The sequence below is a fragment of the Solwaraspora sp. WMMD406 genome (assembly GCF_029626025.1).
In the GTDB taxonomy this organism is placed as follows: Bacteria; Actinomycetota; Actinomycetes; order Mycobacteriales; family Micromonosporaceae; genus Micromonospora_E.
In genome coordinates, this window is sequence record NZ_JARUBF010000001.1 from 6973391 (window position 1) to 6994807 (window position 21417).

Here is a 21417-nt window from a genome sequence, read left to right on the forward strand (position 1 = left end):
CGCCGGGCCAGAGGGCAGCATCCGGCCCCACAGCCAGCGAGCGACGCGGTACGCCAAAACGGCTGGCGCGTCGACTTTGGCTCACGAGGCCTGGGTGACCTGCTGCTCGGCCTCGGCATGGCGCAAGCTCTCCACGACGCCACCCGCGAGCAGTTCACCCGTCTGGAGTACCGCGGCGCCCGAGCAGAGTTGATCTCGCGCTGCACCCTGCCGGTCACCACCACGCCCGGAAGCGGCCATCAACTGGGCACCACCATCAGCGGCAGCGCCCCTGCCTTCAGCGCCATACCGGAGACCCCTCCGACGCTGCTCGACCTCGTCGATGCAGACGTCGTCCAGGTCCACGCGGCGCTGCCGATGCGCTACTACCTCGACATCGAACAAACCCTCGGCGTACGGCTGCCTGCTGAGGCCGACCCGTGCCCACGGTTCCGTTCGGCGGTACCCGTACCGGAGCCTCTCCACGTGGTGTTCGTCTCCACGACCAGCCGTCCGGATCGTAAGGACTACGGAATCGACAACTTCAGCGCTATCGCCCAACTCCTGGTCGCCCGCCACCCCGGCACCTGGCGGTTCACCCTCGTCGCACCGCCGGGTCAACCGCCGCCGGCTCCCTCCACACACATCAGGGTTGTGCCCGGCCTACCGGCAGCGGACTGTATCGACCTGTTCGCCACCGCCGAACTCGTCGTCGGCAACGACACCGGCTTGACCCACCTCGCCGCCCTCACGTCGCGACCGGACGGCAGCGGGCCACAGGTCGTCGGCCTCTACGGACGACACGGCCACGCCAAGTGGATCACCGGCTCGTCAGCCCATCACGCGGTCGCTACCCCCTTCTCCCACCTGATGTCGATCGCCGACGCCTGCCCCGTACGTGACGGCTACGACGACACAATCTGGTCCGCCGCGAGCAACCTACGCGCTCTGCCCGCCGACGTGATAGCTGACTTCGCGGGCCAATGCGCTGGCTGGTGGCCTCAATGATCCGCATAGGCCGCTACCGGCGGTTCACCGCGAACCGTACGCTGCACCTCGACATCGGTGGACGCCGGCTCTTCGTCAAGATCAATCCGAACGTCGCAGAGGCAGCAGCCGAAGCCACGGGCTATCAGCGGATCCGCGACCACTACCGGTTGCCGCACCTGCATGCACATCGCAGGATCGGTCGATGGACCGTCAGCCTGTATCAACGCCACCAACCGGACCTGCCTGACACCGGACTGCTTCTTGACGCCCTCACCGCCTACGACGCCGGCGAGGCATCCCGCCTCCACCACCGCCTCGACGCGATCTTCCAGCACTACAACCTGACCATCGGCGCGACGATCCAACGAACTCCCGCCTCCGACACGATCAGCAAGCTCTACCGCGACCGGACCCGGCCCGGCGGCAGACTCGATCAGTACTACGGCGACAACCCGATCCTGTTCAAGCTCGGTGTCAACGATGGCATCCGATGCACGGACCTACGCGAGACAACCCTCGTGGTCAACGGCCAACCCCAACGGCTGGACTTCTACGCCATCCTCGCCGGGCTCCGCGCAGATTTAGACGCAGGTGGACCCGTATGGGCGGCAATCACCCAAGGCGACCCCACCGATTTCAACATCGGCCTCGACACCTCGGACCGACCCGTCTGGTTCGACTACGACACCGGCGGACTCAACGCGCTACCGGGCGAGGTCGCCTGCTTCCTCTGGTACCAGCGGCTACACGGAGCCTGGCTTGTCCCGCGCTACAACCCGGAAGCCTTCGCTGATCACAGAAAGTCACTCACGGACGCCGCCGAACCCCGGGTGCGACTCAAGAGACTCTCCCCCCGAAGCGTCGCGATCGACTACCGGCACCGACCCTCAGCACCCCGGCGAACGGCGATCGCCCGGTACCTCACGCAAATCGCCAGGCCGCTCGCCGCCAGTACAGGCACTGACCTGCTCACCTGGTTACGTCCCTACCTCGCCATGCGCATTCTCGCCGTCTACCCCGTACATCGCCTCGAACCCCGCGACGCAGCGCTGTCGCTGGGTTTGCTCGCCGAGCTCTACTCGCGAGACACCAACCTGGAACATCTACTCGGCCTTCCCGACCAGCCGTCAGCGGAGACCGTCGCATGAATCGCCCAATCGCCATCGTCACCGGTGCCGGAGGCGGCATCGGAGCCGCTATCGCGACCCGCCTCGCCGCCGACTTCGACCTCGTACTTACCCATCAGCACGACGACAGCGACCTCGCGGCTGCCGCCGACGCCGCCCGCCGTCACGGAGCGCAGATCGACACCATCACCGGGGACCTGACCCTCCCCAACACGCAGGGCGCCCTGCGCGCAGCAATCGAGGTCCGCGCCGCACGGACGGTAGCCCTCATCAGCAACGCCGGAGCATACCCACGCATCCCCTGGCATCGGACGGACCCGAGTACGCTTCGCGGCCAGCTCGAACTCAACCTTGTCACCCACGCCGCCGCTATCCACGCCGCAACGCCCGGAATGATCGCCAACGGATACGGACGCGTCGTCGCCATCTCATCGGTGCTGACCCAGATCGGCCGCGTAGACCTCGCCGGCTACATCGCCGCGAAGAGCGGACTGGAAGGACTCGTCCGCGCCCTCGCCCGAGAACTCGGTCCACACAACATCACCATCAACACCGTACGGCCCGGCTCGATCGAGGTTCCTGCCGAGCGCACCGTGGTTCCCGACCACGCCGCTATGGTCAGACGACAGCTCGATCGCCAGTGCATCAAACGTCGTGGCCAGCCTTCGGACATCGCCGCAGCCGTCGCGTTCCTGGTATCGCCCGCTGCGGGATTCATCACCGGTCAAGCAGTGAATGTCGACGGCGGGTGGGACCTGTCGTGACATACGCGGTTCTCTGGATACGCCACGGCACCAGCCTCGATGGAGCACTCCGGCCCACCGCTCACGCCCGCCCAGACACCCCACTCGCTCCGCACGGCGTCACCCAGATCGCCGCCACCGCACGCCACCTGCAAGCCAAGGGAATCCAGCCAGCCATCGTGCTGACCAGCCCACACCCCCGAGCGGCTGGAAGCGCCGCGATCCTTGCCGAACTGCTCGGTGCACCACTGGCCCCACCGGATCCGATCTATGCCGAATGGCGCGCCCCCGACTGCGTCCTCGGCATCACCCCCGACGACTACCCGCCTGAGTACCGAAGGTGGCGAACGACCCGACTGAACGACCCAGACTCGGCGCTACCCGGCGGCGAAAGCCTGACAGCCTTCCGCGACCGCGCGACGCACGCATCATCCGCCCACCAACGATTCGCGGCCACTGGAGTCACGTTGATTGTGTCTCACCGGGTGCTGATCGGTGCTGTTGCAGCGATCAGCACCGGCCTCCACAGCCCTGCCGATGTCTTCCGACAAGCGTGTGCCTTTCCGCTTGATCCGGCACAGGTCTGGCGACCACACAGCATCACGCAGAAATCAAGGCCTCCGCATTTGAAACGATGAAGTCCTTGAGCGCAGCCGGTTTCAGATCAACGTCAGGGATCCGATCGACGGGCACCCGGTCAAGCAGATAACCGCCACGGGATTGATCAGAAAACTCTGGCCCGCTGCGCTGATTTTCGTCCAACCGCGTCAGGCGACACGAGAAAAAGTGCTGAACTGACACGCCCTCACCTGCAGGTGAACTGAACAGGAACACCTGGCTGAACTGTTCTGCTTCAGCGCCCAATTCTTCGCGCAGCTCGCGGCGCAACGCAGTTTCTAGCGAGGAATCTGTTGACTCGAGGCCACCGCCGGGTGCAGTCCAATAGGGCTCCTGACCAGGTTTAATTCGCTTGATCAGAACCACTTGGTCGTGCTCATCAAGAAGGATCGCCCGCACAGACCTACGCACGATCTCACGCATCCCGACCCCAATCGCAAACCACCACAGGCGAACTAAAGTTACACCGGGCGACGCCCGCGCACAAACTGCCTTCGGACGCGCTCTCCGGACGTCACCGAACAGTCCGAAGCCGGTTCCGGTCGACAAGCGCACGCAACACGGGTGTCGGCCCTCCCGGGGCTGCTGGTTACCCGTGAGCGTCGAGTCGCAGTGGCTGGCGGCGAGCTCAGGTGGTCGCGACCACAACGGGCCGAGCCCTGACGGACAGGTCCACGGGACAGATCGTCGACCGGCCCGCCGACATGACGCCGCAGGTACGTGCGCGTGAGGCTCTGCCAGCGGTCACGGTTGTGCCGCGAAGGCGTCGCGAACCTGAACCTGGTTTGCCGTCCACCAGTGCAGGAACGTCTCACCGGAGAAGAACAGGTGGTCACAGGAGTGGTCGCCTCGGTCGTAATGGAGCACCAGATGCCAGAAGTCCGAGGCCCGCTTCCACCATAGACGGTCCCCCGGCACATCCTCCTTCGGCACCGGAGACGCCAGCGGCGGGGCCGGGGCCGGGGCCGTGTCGGATGGTGTGGGCTCGCTCGGTGGCTCGTCGGAGGACATCGCGGCGATCGCCGGCACCGCGAAGGCCAGCGCGACCGCTACCCCCAGCAGCGCGAACACGACAGGCTTTTCGACAACGTGACCTCCTTGGCGGTCGGACCGGCGGTTGCCGGTCCCTTTCCACCTGTTCCCCACACCGGTCAGCGCTGGGAGGTTGCACGCCGGACGCCACGATCGTCGTGGGTCGCGGTCTGCCGCCGCCCCGGCCGGCCGGCGTCCGTCCCGGCCGGCGGGTCAGATCACAATCCCGCCGGTACGCGATAGCCGAGCAGTTGGCCGTACGTCAGCAGCGGACGCAGGGTCGGTACGAGTGTCGTCGGCTGCGACGACCAGCGATGCCCACGGTTGCCGTCCAACCGCCGATGCCGTGCGGCTGACCGCTCCTGGTCGAGCCGGGCCAGCCGCTTCGACGCCGCCGACCGCCCGTCGCGCCACTCCCGCCACCGCAACACCAGTTCACGAACCATCTCGACGATCATTGTTCTCGCTCCTCTTCACAGTCGTTTGTCGCGCCGGGGCAGCCGATACAGCCCACGACGGCGGACGAATATCTCCCGCCGCTCGGCGGCGTCCCCGGAACTGTCGATCACATACCCCGTCAACCAGACCCAGCCCTCGTACGTCGGCTTGGGATCCACCGAAATCACCCGGAACGTCAGCCGACGCTCACCGGCGAACTGGACACTGGCCGCCCGGCCGACCACCAGGACATCGCCCGGCTTCGGCTCCGGCGTGTGCAGCAGCCGGCTACCCACCACGCCGATCCGCCAACGGGTACGTTGTCCGCCCGCACGCCGGACACCAGCGCGACTTCACCTTGAACGACCACAGCCCGGCGCAGAAGCCAAGCAACGCCGCCCCACACAACGCCCCGATACTCCACATCGATGTACTCCTCTCAGATAGGACGAGGGTTCCGGGCGGTCACGGATCGTCGAGCGACACCGGCTCACCACCGTTGGCCTCCCACCGGGCCAGGATCTCGGCGAGAATCCGCCGCGCACCCGCCTCACCGTGCTCAGCCTTCAAGTCCTCGAAGCTCCACCGCAGCGTGAGCACCATGTCGCCCGCCTCGTCGGTCGCACACTCCCGGGTCACGTCGGCGTCGCCGGTCTCGCCTGCACTCGGCTCCGACTCGGCCCAGCAGTCCTCATCCATCGACATCACGCCTCAAGGTTGACCCAGGATCATCAAATCTGTCAACGGCAGCAACGGGCGCAACTTGCTACTGTTGCTAACCCTGACACCGTAGCGTTCGCTCCATGAGACTGGTGGCTTTGAGCGAGATCCAAGCGCTCATGGGTGGCATCAGCCGTCAACGCACCCAGACCATCGTCAACCGGCCGGGCTTCCCGAAACCGCTCGATACGCTCACCGTCGGCCGGATCTGGGCACGCGAAGAGGTCGTCGCCTGGATCAAGCAGAACCGGCCGTTTCAAGAGGAAGCGCTCTAGCGCTCCCCGACGTACCTGGTCGGTAACGTGACGGACCTGCGCGATCGAGCAGACCGCCACGCCAGCACGCGCCAGGTATGCGATCACGCCGCGCCGACAGTGCAACGGCGTGCCGACCAAGTCCGGCTGCGAGCGGACGGGCCACACCGAGTCGGCCGATCGGCGCGACCGTTGGACCAGCCACGCCCGCAGGTAGTCAACCATCTCGGTGCCGACACGCACCAATGGCACTTCGACGACCATCTCGTGCTCACCTCCCATGCCACAAGCTCTACTTGCAGTGAACGGGCTATGTCTGACGTCCGCTAGCCTTATAGGACACTGCACATGTTGAACGCGTTGAACGCGTTGGACACAGCCTCCATAGGAAGGCCGGCGGATGGCGCGGGCACTCAGACAACGCAACGAGAAGTTGCTGACGGCAATCAAGGCATGCCAATGGTCGTATGACGCCTGCGCTGCGGCGGTCCGCGCCGTGGCACGCGAGCACAACGACGACCTGCCGTCCTGCGATCGATCTCATGTAGGGCATTGGATCGCTGGTGTAAGACCCAGCGGCCAAACCCCCAGATACCTGGCCGAAGCGATCTCCCGCCGGCTCGGCCGTGTGGTTCATCCAACCGATCTCAACCTCCTCGCAGGAGGTAGCCTGGAGTCCGACTTAGGTGGCCTGGACTGGTGGACGCACGACCCAGCCACCGATCTCGTAACGGTCGGGAGGGCCGACTTGGAGCGACGAGGGTTCGCGCTCACCGCCTTGTACTCGCTGGCAGCACTCGCCGTACCCCTCGACTCCTGGCAGGAGATCGCGGACAGGGGGCGGCAGGCGCAAGGCGGGGACGTCGCTGTGGGTCGCAATGAGATCGACGCCGTGCGCGACATGCTGGCGGTGTTCAGTAAGGCTGACGAGCGGTTCGGAGGCGGCCACGCTCGCCTCGCGGTCGTTCAGTACCTCACATCCGATGTCGCGGGTTATCTACGCGGACGATTCGCCTCCGACGATGACCGCAGAGCCATGTTCAGCGTCGCAGCGGAGATGACCTACCTCGCCGGATGGAAGGCGTTTGATTCCTCCCTCCACGGCTTGGCTCAGCGATACTACATCCAATCGCTTCGGCTGGCTAATGAAGCGGATGACCGAGCGCTTGCCGGATTCACATTGCGAGCGATGGCGCATCAGGCCGTTGATCTCGGTCACGGGCAGGAAGCACTTCGACTCGCAAGCTCGTCTCTCGAATGGTCGAAGGGGAGAGCAACCCCCGCTGCGACCGCATTGTTCACGATCCTGACAGCTCGCGGTCACGGTGCGACAAGCGACAAGTCGCGTACGTCATCGGCAATTTCTGCGGCAGAGTCCCATTTAGCCAATGCGTCACCGGAAGACGAGCCGACCTGGATTCGGGCCAGCGGCTTCACGGAAACCTCTCTCGCCAGCCAAGCTGGTCAAGCCCTCCGCGATCTAGGCGATCTACCCGGTGCCGAGACCCAGCTCCGCAGGTCGATCGTCACTCGAAATGCCGATGCGTTCCGTCGAATTCATACCTTGACCCTGGCCAACCTTGCTGACGTTCAGTGCGCACAGGGCCGTCTGCGCGAGGCAACCGAGAACTGGAATCTGGCCATAGACGCGATGCAGGGTGTCAAGTCCGGCCGCGCGCGCGGCGCGGTAAAGAACATGCGCACACGCCTCAACAGCCTCGGACCGCGCCTGCCCGGATTCGCCAAGAAACTCGATCAACGCGCGGCGGCCTTCCTACGACACGGAACTACGCCCGCCGACATCTAAACTCACGCCGCCAGAAAATTCCCCATATCAGGGGTCGTGATGATCGATCGAGGTCGAGCACATGACATCGGGTCGCCCTGTGCTAGTCGTGACCGACATGCAGAAGGGCTTCGTACGCGAGCAATCGGCGCACATCGTTCCTGTCGTTGTCGACCTGGTACGCCGCTGGCAGGCTGCCGGAAACGACACACTCTTCACCCGGTATCTGAACTACCCCGGCAGCCCTTTCGAGCGCTTCTTTGGCTGGCAACAGCTCCAATCATCCCCGGACATTGAGGTCTATTCACAGGCCATCCTGTAGAAGTGCAACCCGATAACACAGGAGATCGTTTCTGTGAAGGTCGCGAGCGGTCTGCGGTAGTCGGTGTGCAGGATCCGCCATGTCTTCAGGTTCGCGACGACCTGTTCCACAACCCAGCGGATCTTGTTGACCTGCCTGTTGTATTCCTTCTGCCATTCCGCGAGCTCGCCACCTTTGGGCTTCTTGTACGGGGTGATCATGCCGTTGCCGACGTAGCCCTTGTCACCGATCCAGTCTCCGGGATTCAGGGTGACGAGGACCCCGGTGTCGTTGATCGCGTACGAGTCGTGGTGGTTGCCGGTGACGGGATCGGAGATCCAGGCGAGCGCGCCGTCGAGGGTGCAGGCGACCTGGACGCTCATGCCCGTGGTCTTGTGCTTGCCGGAGTACAGACAGCGGTGCGTGCGCCATGACCAGCAGGGAAGCAGGGTGCCGTCGACGATGTACTGGTCGGTCGGGCTGAGGTCGTCGGCTGTCGGTACGAACTCCGTCAGCACGCGATCGAGGACCGGGGTGATGCCGGTGACCGCTCGCGAGATCGTCGGCTGGGAGACGCCGTGTGCTTCGGCGATCTCCGCTTGGACGCGGTTGCGACGCATGTAGGTCAACGCGACGACGACAGCGCGGTAGAGACCAAGGACCGGGGGCCACGGCTCCACATCCAGATCCTGGCATTCCGCTCGGACCAGCACGCAGAGGTCGCGGATCTGGTCCGTGGTGAAGCCAGTGGTATGATACATGTTCGGCGGTCCGCTTTTCTTTGTGATGTTGTGTGGTAACTCCATCCTACGGAAGAGCGGATCGTCCTTTTATTGGGGGTCTACTGTAGCGGGTCGGAGGCCTGCTGAATAAGCCTCATTGACTTTGTTTCGGAGTTGCATCCTTACCTAAATCACGGCGCGACACTCGACAAAAGAGTCTACAGCCCCTTCACCTCCGAGGGGATAGCGCTATTCAAAGAGCACGGATGGGAAGAGTTCTACTTCTGCGGCATCGCTACCGAAAGTTGCGTCTTGAAGGGTGCCGTGGACGCATTCGAACACGGCTTCACGCCATGGCTAATCGCGGACGCGTCAGCGAGCCATGCGGGCGCCGGGGCGCATGATGCCGGCCTCTTGGTAGCTCGGCGTTTCATTGGTCCTCACCAAGTCATTAGCCGAGACCAGATCCCAGCGAACCTAGTGTTGGGACGCGTCAAGCGCCATACATAGAATTTGGATGCTTGCCAGCACAGTTAGGGCATACCATTCTGTTAGGTGACCGACTGTGTCCCGAGGCAGTCGCGGACGGGTGCCTGATATGAGAGGAAAGTCGATGTCGTCCCCTCAGCCCAGGCTCAGCCGATCAGAGTCGCTGCACCAGCAGGTGGCCCGGAACCTGCGCAACGAGATCGAAGCGGGCGTACTGCGTGACGGCGAAGTCCTGCCGTCCACGCGCGAGCTCGCTGAACGCTGGGACGTCAGCGTGTTCACGATCTCCGAGGCGATGAAGATCCTCGCCGACGAAGGTCTGGTCATCAGCAAGTCCCGATCGAAGCGGATCGTCCACGCCCCCAACCAGGCACGTGGCGGTGACATCCGCCTCCGTACTCCATGGGTCGTGATGATCGGCGGCTACGCCGGCAGTGGGAAGACCGAACTCGGCCGCGTCCTCGCCAGGGAGACCGGCTGGCCGATGCTCGACAAGGACACCATCACCCGCCCCGTCGTCGAAGCCGCGTTGGAACTTCTCGGCTTGTCACCCTACGACCGCGAATCGGACGCGTACGCCACGAAGGTCCGGCCACGCGAGTACGAGTCCCTCATCGCGGTCGCCCATGAGAACGTCGCCTGCGGCAACAGCTCCATCGTCACCGCCCCGTTCATCCGCGAGTTCACCGACACCGCATGGGTCGACCGTATCCAGGCCAGCCACACCGCGATGAACGCCCAGACCCTGTTCGTGTGGGTGTACTGCGACGCCGACACAATGCACACCTACATCCGCCACCGGGGCGCGGCCAGAGACGCGGCCAAACTCGCCAACTGGCCCGCCTACCTCGATACCGTCGACTTCGACATGCGGCCCACCGCACCGCACACCGTCATCGACAACTGCGCGTCCAGCGCCCCGCTGCAGAAGCAGGCCAAAGACCTGCTGGCGTCCATCCTCAGCGCGCCGGCGGCAACCGCATGAGACAGGGCGTCATCCTGTACGGCCCACCAGCGGCCGGCAAGGACACCATCACCGAACGTCTTGCCGCCATCGACCCCGCCTACCAGCTGTTCGCCAGACTCAAAACTGGCCGGGGACGGACCAGCGGCTACCGCATGACCACCCCCGACCACCTCGCCGCCCTGGCGGCGGCCAGCGGCATCATCTGGCAAAACCAGCGGTACGGAGCGACGTACGTCATCGACCGCGACGGCTTAGACCAGGCGCTCACCACCGGTATCCCTGTCCTGCACATGGGCCAACCCGACGGCATCCACGCCGTCACCGACGCCACCCCATCGGCCCGGTGGCTGGTCGTCTACCTGTGGTGCCCCCGCGACATCGCCGCACAACGCATCCGGGAACGCCACACCGGCGACACCTCCGACCGGCTCACTGCATGGGACCAGACACCGCCCGTCGACGCGGACCTGACCATCAACACCGCCGCCAGCAACCCGCAGGAGGCCGCCTACACCATCCACCACGCCACCCGCGCGCTCACTGACGCCAGCGCGGACTAATCCTCGTCCGGCCCATCCAGATGAGGCCAGTACCGCCTGGTCCACGCCTGTCGGCACCCGCGGATTTACAAGATTGTGGAGGTGCTTGCCACGGAGACGGGATTCCGCCGGCCGCGTGAAGACCAGCCTCACGCGAGTGACCCATCTCACTCTATTAGTTTCGCCGGCTGCCGGCTGCCGCGCGGCGCCAGACCGGCAGGCAGCACCCGACACGCGAGTTGATCAGGGCGGAAATCGTCGCCCTCGACACTGCTTGATTGATCCCTCCTCGGCGATTATGGTGAATTCTATCGATGTGGATAGGCAGCTGGTTCATGACTATGCTGTCGTCCGGCCCGATCGACCGGGAGGTGCACGTAGTGTTCGAGTCCGCAAGATCGTCGGATCTGCGCTCGTCCGGAGTGCGATGGTTAGCCCAGTTGACAGTGTTGGGGCTATTGGTTTTCGGGGCCATGATCCTCAGCAGCTCATCGGCCAGCGCCCAAGGCACGTCAAGTCGAATCTTCAACTGCTACACCCAGTGGTGGAACACGGCGTGGGCACAGAGATGCGCTTCGCCGGGAGCGCAGTGGGCAGGCACGTACCAATCATCGGTGTCTTGCACAGCACAGGGGACTCGCTGGTTGACAGTCGGCAGACCTCAGGGGAGCACGGCAGATGTATCAGGCGCTGACTGCACCTTCGGTGTCTCGAACGGTCAGATTAGCTACTACTAGTGATTGACGCACGTCCGGGGTGGGGGCGGAGTCTTACCCCCCACCTTCAGGACGTCGCCCTAAAGACGAGAAAGCTTCTAAATGCAAGTAGTGCTCAACAGTGTTTCCCAGCGGTACGGTAAGACACTGGCGATCGACGGGTTGAGTCTGACTCTGAAATCGGGCGTCACCGCATTGCTCGGTCCGAATGGTGCAGGAAAGACGACGCTGCTTCGGACCTTGGCCACTATCATGCCGCCGCAGTATGGCTCTCTGCACATCGGCGGTGCCGAGGTCGTTGACGAGCGCGGCGCGCGCCGGATTCGCGACAGAATCGGGTATCTGCCGCAGGCCTTCGGCTTCGATCCGCAGATGAGCGTGGCCGACTTCGTGACGTATGCGGCGTGGCTGCGAGGAGTCCCGTCGAGCCGGTGGCGCGGGGCGGTCGACGAGGCACTGGAGATGGTGGATCTTGTTGATCGCCGCCGGGACAAGATGCGCAAGCTCTCCGGCGGGATGCGGCAGCGGGCAGGAATCGCCTGGGCCGTGGTGGGACGCCCGGGTGTGGTGCTGCTGGACGAGCCGACGGTGGGGCTAGACCCCCGGCAGCGGCTGCAGTTCCGCAAGATCATTTCCGGCCTCGCGGACGCGGTGGTAGTGCTCAGCACCCACCTGATCGACGACGTCGCTGCCATCGCCGATCGGGTCGTTGTCATGCATGGTGGCGTCGCCAGGTTCGACGGCAGCGTAGTGGAGTTGGAAGCCACGGCCCGCGACGACCTGCCCGGTCACACGCCACTGGAACGGGCCTATATGCACCTGTTGCCCGAGGCGGAGCAGGCGGTATGAGGATCCTTTGGCTGCACATCCGCAACTCCCCGATCCGCTGGGCGCTGCCGGTCCTGATCGCGTTGGACCTAGCAGTCCTCTTCCTGCGAACCGACTACTGGGTCGGCGTCTGGCCGGAAACCGGAGCAGCGGCGCAGGTCCCGGCCTATCTGGTCGGGGTTCTCGGCGCTGGCGCGGCGGCGTGGGCGGCCACGGCCACGAGCCGGCACGGACTCGTGGAGCAGGCCGCCGCAGCGCGGATGCGGCCGGCGGCGATCGAGGGCTACCGGATGGCCGCGACGATCGTCATCCTGCTCGTGCCGTACCTGGTCGGTCAGGCGGCGGGCTTTGCAATGACCGCCCGAACCTTCCCGCCGGGGTTACATCTATGGCTGGGCTATTTCGCGGTCGGTGTCTTCGTCACGCTGTTCGCCGCCGCTGTCGGCTGGACGATGGGGAAGATATTCGGGGCGGCACTCGCCCCGCTGGTCGCTGCCCTGTCCTTCCTGGTGCTCCTCGGACTGCTGGATCGACAGGGATCAGCGGTTGTCATCACGGGTCTCCCGTCGATGACCGTCGACCCAGTGATCCTGGCGGTACGGTTCGCCGCCGTGACGGCTCTACTTGCAGCCCTGCTCTGGGCGCCGGCTGGCGTCCGCCTGCGCGGACGTCATCTGCCGATTCCCGTTGCCACCGCCATCGTGCTCATCGGGGTCCTGCTCAGCACCGCCATCGTGGTGCCGCGGGAGCCCGCGCAGGACCGGGCAACCTGCATTCAAGGTCCTACCGTGCTCTGTGTCTGGCCGGAGCACGAGAAGTATCTTCCGCGACTGGAGGAGATGAGCGGGCGGATCGCCGCGCTGCCGGATGCCTTCGTGCTGCCGCCCCGGATGAACGAGCACGGCATCGACCCAGGTTCTCAGTTTGGGAATCGGATAGATCTGCGGGTAGGGAACTCGAACGCGGTACCCTACTTTTTGATCATCGAGGGCAGCCCGTGGTCCTACGCCGGCGGTATCGAGACCGCGATCACCAGCGCGACGTTCAACTTCCAGGGGGCTGACGACTGTGCCTGGCCGTCCGTGACGGAGGCGGACATGGGTCGACTGGAAGTATTCAGTGCGTGGCTGGAAGCGTATCTTGTGGGCGGAGCGATCCCCGACTACCAGACCAACGCACCAGCCGAGATGCAGCAGAACTGGGCTGAGGGTCGCGCCAGGTTGCGGGATCTTTCGCAGGAGGAGCAGTTCCAGTGGGCCGAGGGAGAGGTGCGCGAAATCCGTGGTCGTTACTGCGCGTCGGGAGAGTGAGGCCACGGCGACGGCGGCGCCGATCCGCATCTTCCTCGCCGTACGGCGGACCCGGTCGATCCTGCTGGCCGTGGCCGCCTGCGGCGTCCTGACCGCGTGGCTCGGGACGGTGGAGGTGGCTGTGCCCTCCGCCGTTGACCACGGCCAGGGACGCATCCCGCTGTGGCGCCTGCTGGCCATCGGTGCGGCGGTCCTGCCAGTACTGGGGATGCGGAGCCACCTGGCCGATCTGGAGCAGGGGGTGACCCGGACCCTGCGCCGCGTACAGCGAATCCACCTGGCCGGCATTGCCGTCGCATGTGTGTCGATCTTCCTCGCGCTCGCGGCGCTCACCATCGACCCGGTCATCCTGCTGGTCATGCTGCGGTCGTGGCTGGCGTGGTTCGGACTGGCGCTGCTCGCCGGGGTGCTCCTCGGCTGGCGGCTCGCCTGGACTCTGCCCGCCTTGGTCGCGGTGACCTTCTTCTACTGGGGATACCACTCCGGCGGTGACTACTGGTGGTGGGAGTTCAGCATCCGGCCGTACGCCGATGTTCCTGCTTTGCTGCTCAGCATCGGGCTGTTCGCCGTGGGTCTGGTCGCCTACAGCATGACCCCGTGGCGTCTTCGGCGTCTCCGAACGCTGTTGCGATGACGGCTAGGCCGGGAGCCGGACTACCTCGGCAGGTGAATCACGGGCAGGTCGTCCCCGTACCGCGTTTCCCCGGTCAGGATCCGGTGCCCGGTGCGTCAGGCAGGCCATGACAGTGGTGGCGAGGTCCACCCGGCCGGTCACCTCCCGCCAATAACCCGACTTGGGTCACGTTAATGATCATCTTCCGATCTCAGCGCTGTGACCTGCAGTGTTGCTCGCGACCACGCCGAAATTTGCGCACTAACCGACACCTTGACCTCGCCGAAATGTTCTTTTTGGCGGTTTCTCAACGCCCTCCGGAAAGAGACATAACCATCCGATGTGGATGCTCAAACGGCCCGAAGAGCCGCAAAGTCCCCGACCGCGAGGCGTGCACCACGGTCCACACCAGCAGATGCCAGGTATCCGTCAAGCCGACGCGCCGCCAACCAGTGCGACGCCGTCCCTTCGGTCGAGGCGCCCAACGGGCGGCACCGCGGCCACCAGCGGAAACACTGCGCCGATCGTCGTACGCACTAAATGACCCAAGTCGGGTGGCGAGGTCCACCCGGCCGGTCACCTCCCGCCAATAAGACAACTCCTGCCATGATCCACCGGGGGTGTCCAGGACAGCGCAGGCGTCCAGCTCCAGCAGTCGCCGCAGCAGCTGTCGATCCTTGCCTCCGCTGACCATCACAAGGGTTTCGACCACGCTGACGGCGGTCACCCCGAACCGGACCCCGTCCTGGGTGACCTCGTGAATCGGCGCCGCGACGTGCGCCGACCCGTCCAGGTAGGCGAGCAGCGCTAACCTGTCCAGCACCAGCCGGACCGGACGCCCGTCCCCGACGGTCACGCGGCCGGTGCCGGCGACCCGGTGGACTCCTCATCACGCAGGTGCTGGCGTACCCGGTCCCGCACCAGGTCGTACCGCTCGGCGGGCCATTGCGCTTCGACGGTGGCCCGACGTGCCCGCGCGGCGGCCAGTCCCGGCTCCGTGACCTGGATGCCGGCATGTGCCAACTCGGCGCGCAACGCGTCCATGCGCATCCGGTCACGTACCGCCTCGGTGATGTAGGCGGATGCGTTGGGCTGCTCGGCCAAGGTGTCGGCCACATCCTCCGGAACGGAGATCGACAGCTTCTTTACCCGGCCGATGCTATCCGGAGGGCGATCCGGTAGCACCGATTCGCCTACAGCCCGGCACCAAGTCGTATTACAACGTGTTACGGTCGCTGGGTGGGGGAACGCGAGTACGTGTGGACCGACGAGGGCCTGGCCAACGCTCGCCGCAACGACGTCGGGGTCGATGAGGCGACCGAGGCGCTGTATGCCCCGTCGGGTCTGCGTCACGAACGAGTCATCGGGGACCTGCTGCTTATCGTCATGGGGATGGCCGACAGTGGCCGGGTGGTCGCCGTGTTGTGTGACCGGATCGGTGGCACGGAGACGTACAAGATCATGGGGGTTCGTGCGTTGGGTGGCGCGGACCTGGACGAGTGGAGGAGGCGGGTGCTGTGAGTGAGCCGGACTTCGACCGGATGAGCAAGGATGAGGTCATCACCTGGTTTCAGAACACCGACAGCCTGGCACCGGTGATCAGGTCGATGACCCCGGTGCCGGCGACCGGTCCCGCACCGGATGCACCGATGATGCTGGTGAGCATCCGGCTGCCCGTCGCGCTCGTCGAGCAGCTCGACCGCATCGCCGGGGAGTCGGCGACCCGCCGGTCCGACGTCATCCGCGACGCCTTGACCGGGTACGTAGCGGCCCGTACCGCGCCGGTCGGCCAGCACGAGGCCGAGCAGGCCCTCGATGTGCTCCGCCGCATCGTCACCGCACACACCAGCGAGGGTCACGCCGACGCGGCGTGACCCTCAGCCCGATGCAACAGGAAGACAACGATCAGCGGGCTCCGACGATCGGCGACTCGGGCCGTACGGCTATCGGGCGGCGGTGAGTTGTTGGACGATCGTCGGGTCGGTGATCTGGTCGTCCTTGGCCAGCAGCAGCGCCTTGCTCAGCACGACAGCCAGGACAGCGTCACCTTCGAACGGCAGGAAGCCCGGCTCCGGGCCACGTGACGCGGACCGGCTGGGCACGATGCAGAGATAGGTGTCGTTCGGGCTCATCAGGATGTTCCCCGAACCAAGATGGATCTTGTACGTGCGCAGCTCACCCCGTACCACCAGGAACCGGCCCTCGACGGTGGCCCGCTCGCCGATCGCCAGCCGGGGCAGCAGCCGGACCAGCAGATCCCGCCGGGTCTGCGCGGTCGCCGACAACTCCCCGAAGCTGTACGACGTCCAGTAGTCCCGGTAGCGGCCCTGCGGACCCCCGTCCGACCAGGTCGGATCGTTGCCGACGCTGGCCACCCCGACGAACAGGTCGACGTCGCGCATCACCTCGCTGAACACCAGCGGCGGGATCTGGTCCAGCGGCAGCGGCGCGACCGGTGCCGAATCGGCACCGCCGCGCCACCGATCGTGGGTGTATCCGCCGCCCGAGGCGTGGGCCGAGTTGCCGGCGGCGGCGATCGGATAGAACCGCACCTGGTCGGTGACCAGCCGCAGGTAGGACCCGCTTTCGGTGGTGTCGACGCCGTACTCGTCGCCGATCCCCTCCACCCAGTATTCGGCGCGCAGCCCCCAGCGTGGCAGTTCACGGGTCGTCGGCGGGTACACGTCGTCGACCATCAGCCGCAGCCGGTCGGTCCAGCCCCGGGCCGCGGTCAACGCCCGGTACTGGTGCTGGCGCAGGATGTGTCCGGCGAACCGGTTCGAGTACGTGCCGGTGGTCTCCTCGGCCGGGGTCAGCAGATACACCTCCCGGTGGGCCTGCTTGAACGGCTGGACGATCCGGTGCCGTTCCAGCCAGTCCCGCCAGGCCACCACCTCCGACACCGGCCGGCCGATCGGATGCCAGAGCTGCACCGACGCGTCGTCGGCAGCCGCCACCGGGGCGTCGTCGACCGTACGCAGCGTGTCGCCCGCCCAGCCGCACGGCACCCCGTCGACCAGCCAGATCAGCCGTCGGGCCAGCGCCCCGACCAGCGGATGGTCGAGATAGCGTTCCCGCCACCCGGCCAGGGTCCAGCTGCGCTGGGCGAGGAACATCCGGTCCAGCCGGGCCGACTGGGCGGCCAGCATCCCGGTGATCTCCTTGGCCAGCGCCTTGAGGTCGGCGACGGCCGGCGGGTGGTCCCGCCGTACGGCCGCCGGTGGGCTCTTCACCGGCCGACCCGACTCGTTGTGCCAGGCCAGGGTGGCCGCGCTGGGGCCGAAGGTCAGCTCGACCCGGCAGCCGCCGACCGTCACCTCGTGCCGCCCGACGCCGGACAGGCCGTAGTCGGGGACGGCCAACTCCTCGATCTCGTCGCGGCCGACGCCGAGCGCCTTGGCCCGTACGTCGAGCGCCTTGTCGATCTCGTTGAGCGTGCCCTTGTAGGTGACCCGTGCCGACAGCCGGGCCAGCTGGGCCAGCGCCACCTCACTGTCGACCCGCCCGAGTACGCCGACCGCCGCGTTGGCCACCTTCGGGCAGGCCGGACCGACGTCGGGCAGCCGGCGCAGCATCGTCTCGACCAGCGCGCCGAGCTGGCGGATCTGCTGCGGCGTCGGCCCGATCAGTTCGACCAGCCAGAGCAGGCCCCGCAGTACGTCGGCGTTGGCGGCAACCGGCACCTCCTGCGGCGTACGAGACGTGGCGGCCAGCCACCGGTCGAACACCGTACGAGCCTGTGCCGGGTCGAGCGGGGCGAGCAGGTCCCGAGCGGCGCTCACCCAGGCCGCTGACGGGCGGGGGATGGTGGCGGTGCTGGCGTGGGCGATCAGCCGCGTCCACACTCCGTCGAGTGTGGACAGCTCGGCCAGGATCTCGCCGGCCCAGGGATCCTCGTCGGACAACGGTGAGTTGCCCAGTTCGACGAGCAGCTGCCGCAGCCGTGGGCTCTCCCCAGAACGCCTGGTGATCCACTCAGCCAGGTCGACGGGGAGTTCGCCGAGGGTGGCATACCGGCGGCGGGCGACGATCTCCAACGCGGTGGGCGGCAACCCGAACGGGTCCCGGACGGCGAACGCGGCGAGGGCGTCCGCGTCGTCGTCGGTCAGCTCGGCGGGCAGCCGGCGGGCCAGCTGGGAAATCAGCTCGATCGCCGCCCACGGCCGGTGCCGGTCAGCCATCCGTACGTCCACCAGGGCGCGCACCAGCCGTACCAGATCGGGTCGGGACAGCGGGCGCAGCGCGGCGCGCACCTCCGCGCTGTTGACGGTCTGCTGGGCGTGTGTGTAGAGGTAGCGGGCCAGTTCGGCGGGTGCGTCAGCGGCGACCAGCTCATGGATCCGCTGGACGTGCCAGGCAGGCTTGGCGGCGGTCCGGGCCATCAGCCACCGACCAGGGCGACGAGTTTGAGGAAGGTGACCTCGGTGTCGCGCCGCAGGTCCACCTCGTCGTCGAGGTCTTCGACCTGCCGGTCGCCGACGAGCACCACGAAGCCGTTGCGGCCGAACGCCTCCTCGGCGAGGGCGATCTGCCGCTCGGGGTCGACCCGGGGGCGGGGCCGGACGGTCCGGTCGCCGTTGAGCGCCCGTTCCGTGGGCGTCGGCGTCACCAGCGGCCGGGCCGGCGCCGTCGCGTCGGCGGCGTGATACTCGGCCACCTCCTGGTGGATCCGCCGTCGGATCAGCTCCCGCAGCGTCAACCGTTCCTCGAAGATCCGCAGTGCCCATGCGGGGGTACGGGCACCAGCCGTGCTCTCGTCAACGAAGGTCACCATCGCCATGGCGCCGGAGTCTAGGAGGATCCACCGACAGCATCAGATCCCGCCATCGCGGGCCGGCCGGATCACCGACCGACGGCAATCGACTGCGGTCCATGCAGTCGGCAACGTCGGAGATGTCCGACGAGAGGTATCCGGCTTACGGTCGGAACGTGTTGGTGTACGACATGGTGGTACGGGAGCGGCGGGCGTTGGCCGAAACACTCGGCCGGCTCACCGCCGATGAGCTGCGGCAGCCCAGCCTCTGCGCTGGCTGGACGATGCACGACATCGCCGCGCACCTGACGACCTATCTGACCTTCGGGCAGGTCAAGCTCTACCTGGGCATCATGGCGACCGCCGCCGACATCGACCGGATCAACGTGGTGCTCACCCGTCGGGCCGCCCGCCGGCCGACCGCCGAGTTGATCGACACGTTGCGGCGGCATGCTGACGCCCGTACGACGATCCCCCGGTCCGGGTTCGATCCGGTGCTCACCGACGCGATCCTGCACGACCTGGACATCCGGCGTCCGCTGGGCATCGTGCGCGAGGTGGCCGAGGAGCCGCGTTGGGTCGCCTTCAACCACTTGGCCCGCAACCCGGCGCTCGGCTACGCGAAAGGGCCGCGGCTCGGCCAGCTCGAACTGACCGCGACCGACACCGGCTGGCGGTACGGCGCCGGTGTCCCGGTCCGGGGCACCGCCGAAGCGCTGCTGCTGGCGATGAGCGGACGCGACGACGGCTGGGACGAACTCGACGGCGACGGCGTGCCGCTCCTGCGCGAACGAGTCCGCAACCGTCCACAGTTCCATCCCGTACGGCGGTTGGCGATGGCGGCCAACGTACTGATCAATCCGCCGCCGGCGGACCGCAGGTCACGGACGGCGACCGCACCACCGAGAACCCCGATCACGCCGGGCTGAGCCGGGCGAGGTCACGCCGGGCTGAACCGGGCGAGCGGTTCGACGAGTTCCCGCTCCTCGTAGGACAGATGGGACAGCAGGGTGTCGGTGAGCAGGTCGACGGCGGCCTGCACCTCGCCGATCCGATCCGGCTCGCTGACCAGGGCGACCAGCGCCCGGTCGACGCGCTCCAGGACGTCGTGGATGACGTGGTGTTCCTCCGCGAGCCGGTCGATCACCGGGTCGAGTCCGGGATCGGCCCGGCGCAGCTGGGGGAACATGCTGATGTCTTCGAGCGTGTGGTGGGTGGTGACCAGCCGGCAGTACGACTCGCAGTACGCGCCGAGCGTCCAGTTGTTCTGCCGCATCGTCATCGTGTTGATGTGGGCTCGGGCGGTGCCGGCTCCGATGCTGCCGGCGGCGACCTGGCCGATCAGATCCCGTACGGTGTGCAGCTCACCGCGCAGATGATCGTGTACGTCGATCAGGTGTTTGCCGGCCGCCCGCTGACCGGCGGTGTAGCGCAGTTCCGGGTCGGGCGCCGGGGCGGTGGGGCGGGTCGTCTCGTCCCAGACTCGTTCGGTGCTGAGCCGTACGCCGTCGTCCGGGGTCGGGGTGACGCCCATCGCGGCGGCGGCCGACGCGGCCGATCGGCCGGCGGTGACGAGGTCGCGGACGGCTGGGACCACCTCGGCCGCGAACCGCCGGATGCTGTCCGGATCGTCGCTGGCCAGGATGTATCCGCTGATCCCCTCGGTCAGGGTCAGCTCGGCCAACTGCTCCGCCCACTGCGCCGGCAGACCGGTCAGGAAGCCGGAGCCGACGCGGCCGAAGGTTCCGCTGATGTTGTAGAGGCGGCGGATGGCCGCCGGTTCCCGGCCGGCGGAGCGGGCCGCGTCGTCGATCGTCGCGTTCATCGCCGGCAGCTGCTCCGGCGGCGCGTACGGGCTGCTGGGCAGCCACCCGTCGGCGAGTCGCCCGGTGACCCCGAGCATCCGCTTCTTGTACGCGCCGAGCCAGATGCCGACGTCGTGGGCCGGGGCCGGGCCGGGATGCGCGCCCCAGACCCGGTGGTGCGTACCGTCGATTTTCACGGACGGTCCGTCGGCGGCCCAGATCGCCCGGATGATCGCGATGCCTTCCTCCAAGGCCTGGACACTCTGCGCCGGCGTGAGTCGGCCGCCGCCGAGGGCCGCGATGGCGTCCCAGAACGCGCCGGCGCCGAGGCCGAGTTCGAGTTCGACCCGGCCGCCGCTGAGCAGGTCCAGGGTGGCGACGCTGCGGGCCAGTACGGCGGGCGGGCGCAGCGGCAGGTTGGCGACGTTCGGCGCGACCCGCACCCGGCTGGTGCTGGCGGCGATCACCGACAGCAGAGTCCAGGTGTCCAGGAAGCGGGCCTGGTACGGGTGGTCCTGCACGGTGACCAGGTCGAGCCCGACCTCCTCGGTGAGCTGGGCCAACGCCACCACTCGGTCGGCCTGCTCGGCGACGGGTGTGACGAAGGTGCCGAACAGCAGATCGTGTCCGTAGTCGGTCATGTTCCGCCTCCTGGGATCGGTGACCGGGATCGGCGACCGGATCGTC

At 66.7% G+C, this 21417-nt stretch carries 26 protein-coding genes and 1 pseudogene; 16 read left to right on the top strand and 11 right to left on the bottom strand.

Annotation, left to right across the window (positions count from 1 at the left end; all coding sequences use genetic code 11):
- Positions 1–117 precede the first annotated feature (117 nt).
- Genes O7632_RS31350 through O7632_RS31365 form a run of 4 tightly spaced genes read left to right on the top strand, consistent with a single transcriptional unit; the run spans position 118 to position 3477 of the window.
- Positions 118–987: a glycosyltransferase family 9 protein gene (locus O7632_RS31350; RefSeq protein ID WP_278119594.1), complete on the top strand. Its 870-nt coding sequence runs from the start codon at positions 118–120 to the stop codon at positions 985–987.
- Positions 984–2117 (top strand): hypothetical protein, encoded by a 1134-nt coding sequence (locus tag O7632_RS31355; protein ID WP_278119595.1) that lies wholly within the window; start codon positions 984–986, stop codon positions 2115–2117. Before O7632_RS31350 ends, O7632_RS31355 begins: the two co-directional genes overlap by 4 nt.
- Complete coding sequence (locus O7632_RS31360) at positions 2114–2860, top strand: SDR family oxidoreductase (protein ID WP_278119597.1); 747 nt, start codon at positions 2114–2116, stop codon at positions 2858–2860. The genes O7632_RS31355 and O7632_RS31360 overlap by 4 nt, the downstream gene beginning before the upstream one ends.
- A complete protein-coding gene (locus O7632_RS31365; RefSeq protein ID WP_278119598.1) occupies positions 2857–3477 on the top strand; it encodes a histidine phosphatase family protein in 621 nt (206 codons plus the stop codon). Before O7632_RS31360 ends, O7632_RS31365 begins: the two co-directional genes overlap by 4 nt.
- Here O7632_RS31365 and O7632_RS31370 read toward each other — a convergent pair.
- From O7632_RS31370 to O7632_RS31390, 5 genes are all read right to left on the bottom strand, one after another.
- Positions 3440–3880 (bottom strand): NUDIX domain-containing protein, encoded by a 441-nt coding sequence (locus O7632_RS31370; protein WP_278119600.1) that lies wholly within the window; start codon positions 3878–3880, stop codon positions 3440–3442. The two genes, O7632_RS31365 and O7632_RS31370, sit on opposite strands and share 38 nt — an antisense overlap.
- 321 nt (positions 3881–4201) lie before the next feature.
- Positions 4202–4528, bottom strand: a complete 327-nt coding sequence (locus O7632_RS31375) for a hypothetical protein (RefSeq protein ID WP_278119602.1) — start codon at positions 4526–4528, stop codon at positions 4202–4204.
- A gap of 179 nt (positions 4529–4707) precedes the next feature.
- A complete protein-coding gene (locus tag O7632_RS31380) occupies positions 4708–4947 on the bottom strand; it encodes a hypothetical protein (protein ID WP_278119604.1) in 240 nt (79 codons plus the stop codon).
- A gap of 15 nt (positions 4948–4962) precedes the next feature.
- The gene (locus O7632_RS31385; protein ID WP_278120553.1) at positions 4963–5211 is read right to left on the bottom strand and encodes a hypothetical protein; all 249 of its coding nucleotides are present in this window, start codon (positions 5209–5211) and stop codon (positions 4963–4965) included.
- A 181-nt stretch (positions 5212–5392) separates the two neighbouring features.
- Complete coding sequence (locus tag O7632_RS31390) at positions 5393–5635, bottom strand: hypothetical protein (RefSeq protein ID WP_278119606.1); 243 nt, start codon at positions 5633–5635, stop codon at positions 5393–5395.
- Between the two features lie 95 nt (positions 5636–5730).
- Here O7632_RS31390 and O7632_RS31395 point away from each other — a divergent pair, with 95 nt between their 5' ends.
- The 3 genes from O7632_RS31395 (at position 5731) to O7632_RS31405 (ending at position 8009) form a co-directional block, all read left to right on the top strand.
- On the top strand, positions 5731–5922 hold the full coding sequence (locus O7632_RS31395) for a hypothetical protein (protein WP_278119607.1): 192 nt from the start codon (positions 5731–5733) through the stop codon (positions 5920–5922).
- Positions 5923–6301: 379 nt separating this feature from the next.
- Entirely contained in the window at positions 6302–7708 is a 1407-nt protein-coding gene (locus O7632_RS31400; protein WP_278119609.1) for a Tat pathway signal protein, read from the top strand.
- A gap of 97 nt (positions 7709–7805) precedes the next feature.
- Entirely contained in the window at positions 7806–8009 is a 204-nt protein-coding gene (locus O7632_RS31405) for a hypothetical protein (RefSeq protein ID WP_278120557.1), read from the top strand.
- Here the strand turns inward: O7632_RS31405 and O7632_RS31410 are convergent.
- Positions 7988–8749 carry a transposase family protein gene (locus O7632_RS31410; RefSeq protein ID WP_278111118.1) on the bottom strand — a complete coding sequence of 254 codons (762 nt, stop codon included), beginning with the start codon at positions 8747–8749 and terminating at the stop codon, positions 7988–7990. The genes O7632_RS31405 and O7632_RS31410 overlap by 22 nt on opposite strands.
- A 117-nt stretch (positions 8750–8866) precedes the next feature.
- Between O7632_RS31410 and O7632_RS31415 the strand changes: the two are divergent.
- The 6 genes and pseudogenes from O7632_RS31415 to O7632_RS31440 all read left to right on the top strand — a co-directional run.
- Positions 8867–9220: pseudogene (locus tag O7632_RS31415) on the top strand (isochorismatase family protein); the annotation flags it as partial.
- 103 nt (positions 9221–9323) lie between these two features.
- Complete coding sequence (locus tag O7632_RS31420; RefSeq protein ID WP_278119611.1) at positions 9324–10184, top strand: GntR family transcriptional regulator; 861 nt, start codon at positions 9324–9326, stop codon at positions 10182–10184.
- Positions 10181–10726: a kinase gene (locus O7632_RS31425; RefSeq protein ID WP_278119613.1), complete on the top strand. Its 546-nt coding sequence runs from the start codon at positions 10181–10183 to the stop codon at positions 10724–10726. The genes O7632_RS31420 and O7632_RS31425 overlap by 4 nt, the downstream gene beginning before the upstream one ends.
- Before the next feature lie 797 nt (positions 10727–11523).
- Positions 11524–12270, top strand: a complete 747-nt coding sequence (locus O7632_RS31430) for an ATP-binding cassette domain-containing protein (protein ID WP_278119615.1) — start codon at positions 11524–11526, stop codon at positions 12268–12270.
- Between the two features lie 215 nt (positions 12271–12485).
- A complete protein-coding gene (locus tag O7632_RS31435) occupies positions 12486–13559 on the top strand; it encodes a hypothetical protein (protein ID WP_278119617.1) in 1074 nt (357 codons plus the stop codon).
- A complete protein-coding gene (locus tag O7632_RS31440) occupies positions 13531–14193 on the top strand; it encodes a hypothetical protein (RefSeq protein WP_278119618.1) in 663 nt (220 codons plus the stop codon). The genes O7632_RS31435 and O7632_RS31440 overlap by 29 nt, the downstream gene beginning before the upstream one ends.
- A gap of 286 nt (positions 14194–14479) precedes the next feature.
- Here the strand turns inward: O7632_RS31440 and O7632_RS31445 are convergent, their stop codons facing one another.
- Together O7632_RS31445 and O7632_RS31450 are read right to left on the bottom strand one after the other, a co-directional pair.
- Positions 14480–14995 (bottom strand): hypothetical protein, encoded by a 516-nt coding sequence (locus O7632_RS31445; RefSeq protein ID WP_278119620.1) that lies wholly within the window; start codon positions 14993–14995, stop codon positions 14480–14482.
- 29 nt (positions 14996–15024) lie between these two features.
- Entirely contained in the window at positions 15025–15288 is a 264-nt protein-coding gene (locus O7632_RS31450) for a hypothetical protein (RefSeq protein WP_278119622.1), read from the bottom strand.
- Between the two features lie 123 nt (positions 15289–15411).
- Between O7632_RS31450 and O7632_RS31455 the strand changes: the two genes are divergently transcribed.
- The gene (locus tag O7632_RS31455) at positions 15412–15693 is read left to right on the top strand and encodes a hypothetical protein (RefSeq protein ID WP_278119624.1); all 282 of its coding nucleotides are present in this window, start codon (positions 15412–15414) and stop codon (positions 15691–15693) included.
- On the top strand, positions 15690–16046 hold the full coding sequence (locus O7632_RS31460) for a ribbon-helix-helix domain-containing protein (protein ID WP_278119626.1): 357 nt from the start codon (positions 15690–15692) through the stop codon (positions 16044–16046). Before O7632_RS31455 ends, O7632_RS31460 begins: the two co-directional genes overlap by 4 nt.
- 69 nt (positions 16047–16115) lie before the next feature.
- On the opposite strand, the gene O7632_RS31465 is transcribed toward O7632_RS31460, so the two are convergent.
- Complete coding sequence (locus O7632_RS31465) at positions 16116–18554, bottom strand: DUF4132 domain-containing protein (protein ID WP_278119628.1); 2439 nt, start codon at positions 18552–18554, stop codon at positions 16116–16118.
- Positions 18554–18952, bottom strand: a complete 399-nt coding sequence (locus O7632_RS31470) for a hypothetical protein (RefSeq protein ID WP_278119630.1) — start codon at positions 18950–18952, stop codon at positions 18554–18556. The genes O7632_RS31465 and O7632_RS31470 overlap by 1 nt, the downstream gene beginning before the upstream one ends.
- A gap of 149 nt (positions 18953–19101) precedes the next feature.
- Between O7632_RS31470 and O7632_RS31475 the strand changes: the two genes are divergently transcribed.
- Positions 19102–19854, top strand: coding sequence for a maleylpyruvate isomerase family mycothiol-dependent enzyme (locus tag O7632_RS31475; protein ID WP_278119631.1), 753 nt, complete (start codon positions 19102–19104; stop codon positions 19852–19854).
- 11 nt (positions 19855–19865) lie between these two features.
- Here O7632_RS31475 and O7632_RS31480 read toward each other — a convergent pair whose 3' ends face one another.
- Positions 19866–21371, bottom strand: coding sequence for an LLM class flavin-dependent oxidoreductase (locus O7632_RS31480; RefSeq protein WP_278119633.1), 1506 nt, complete (start codon positions 21369–21371; stop codon positions 19866–19868).
- Positions 21372–21417: the final 46 nt, after the last annotated feature.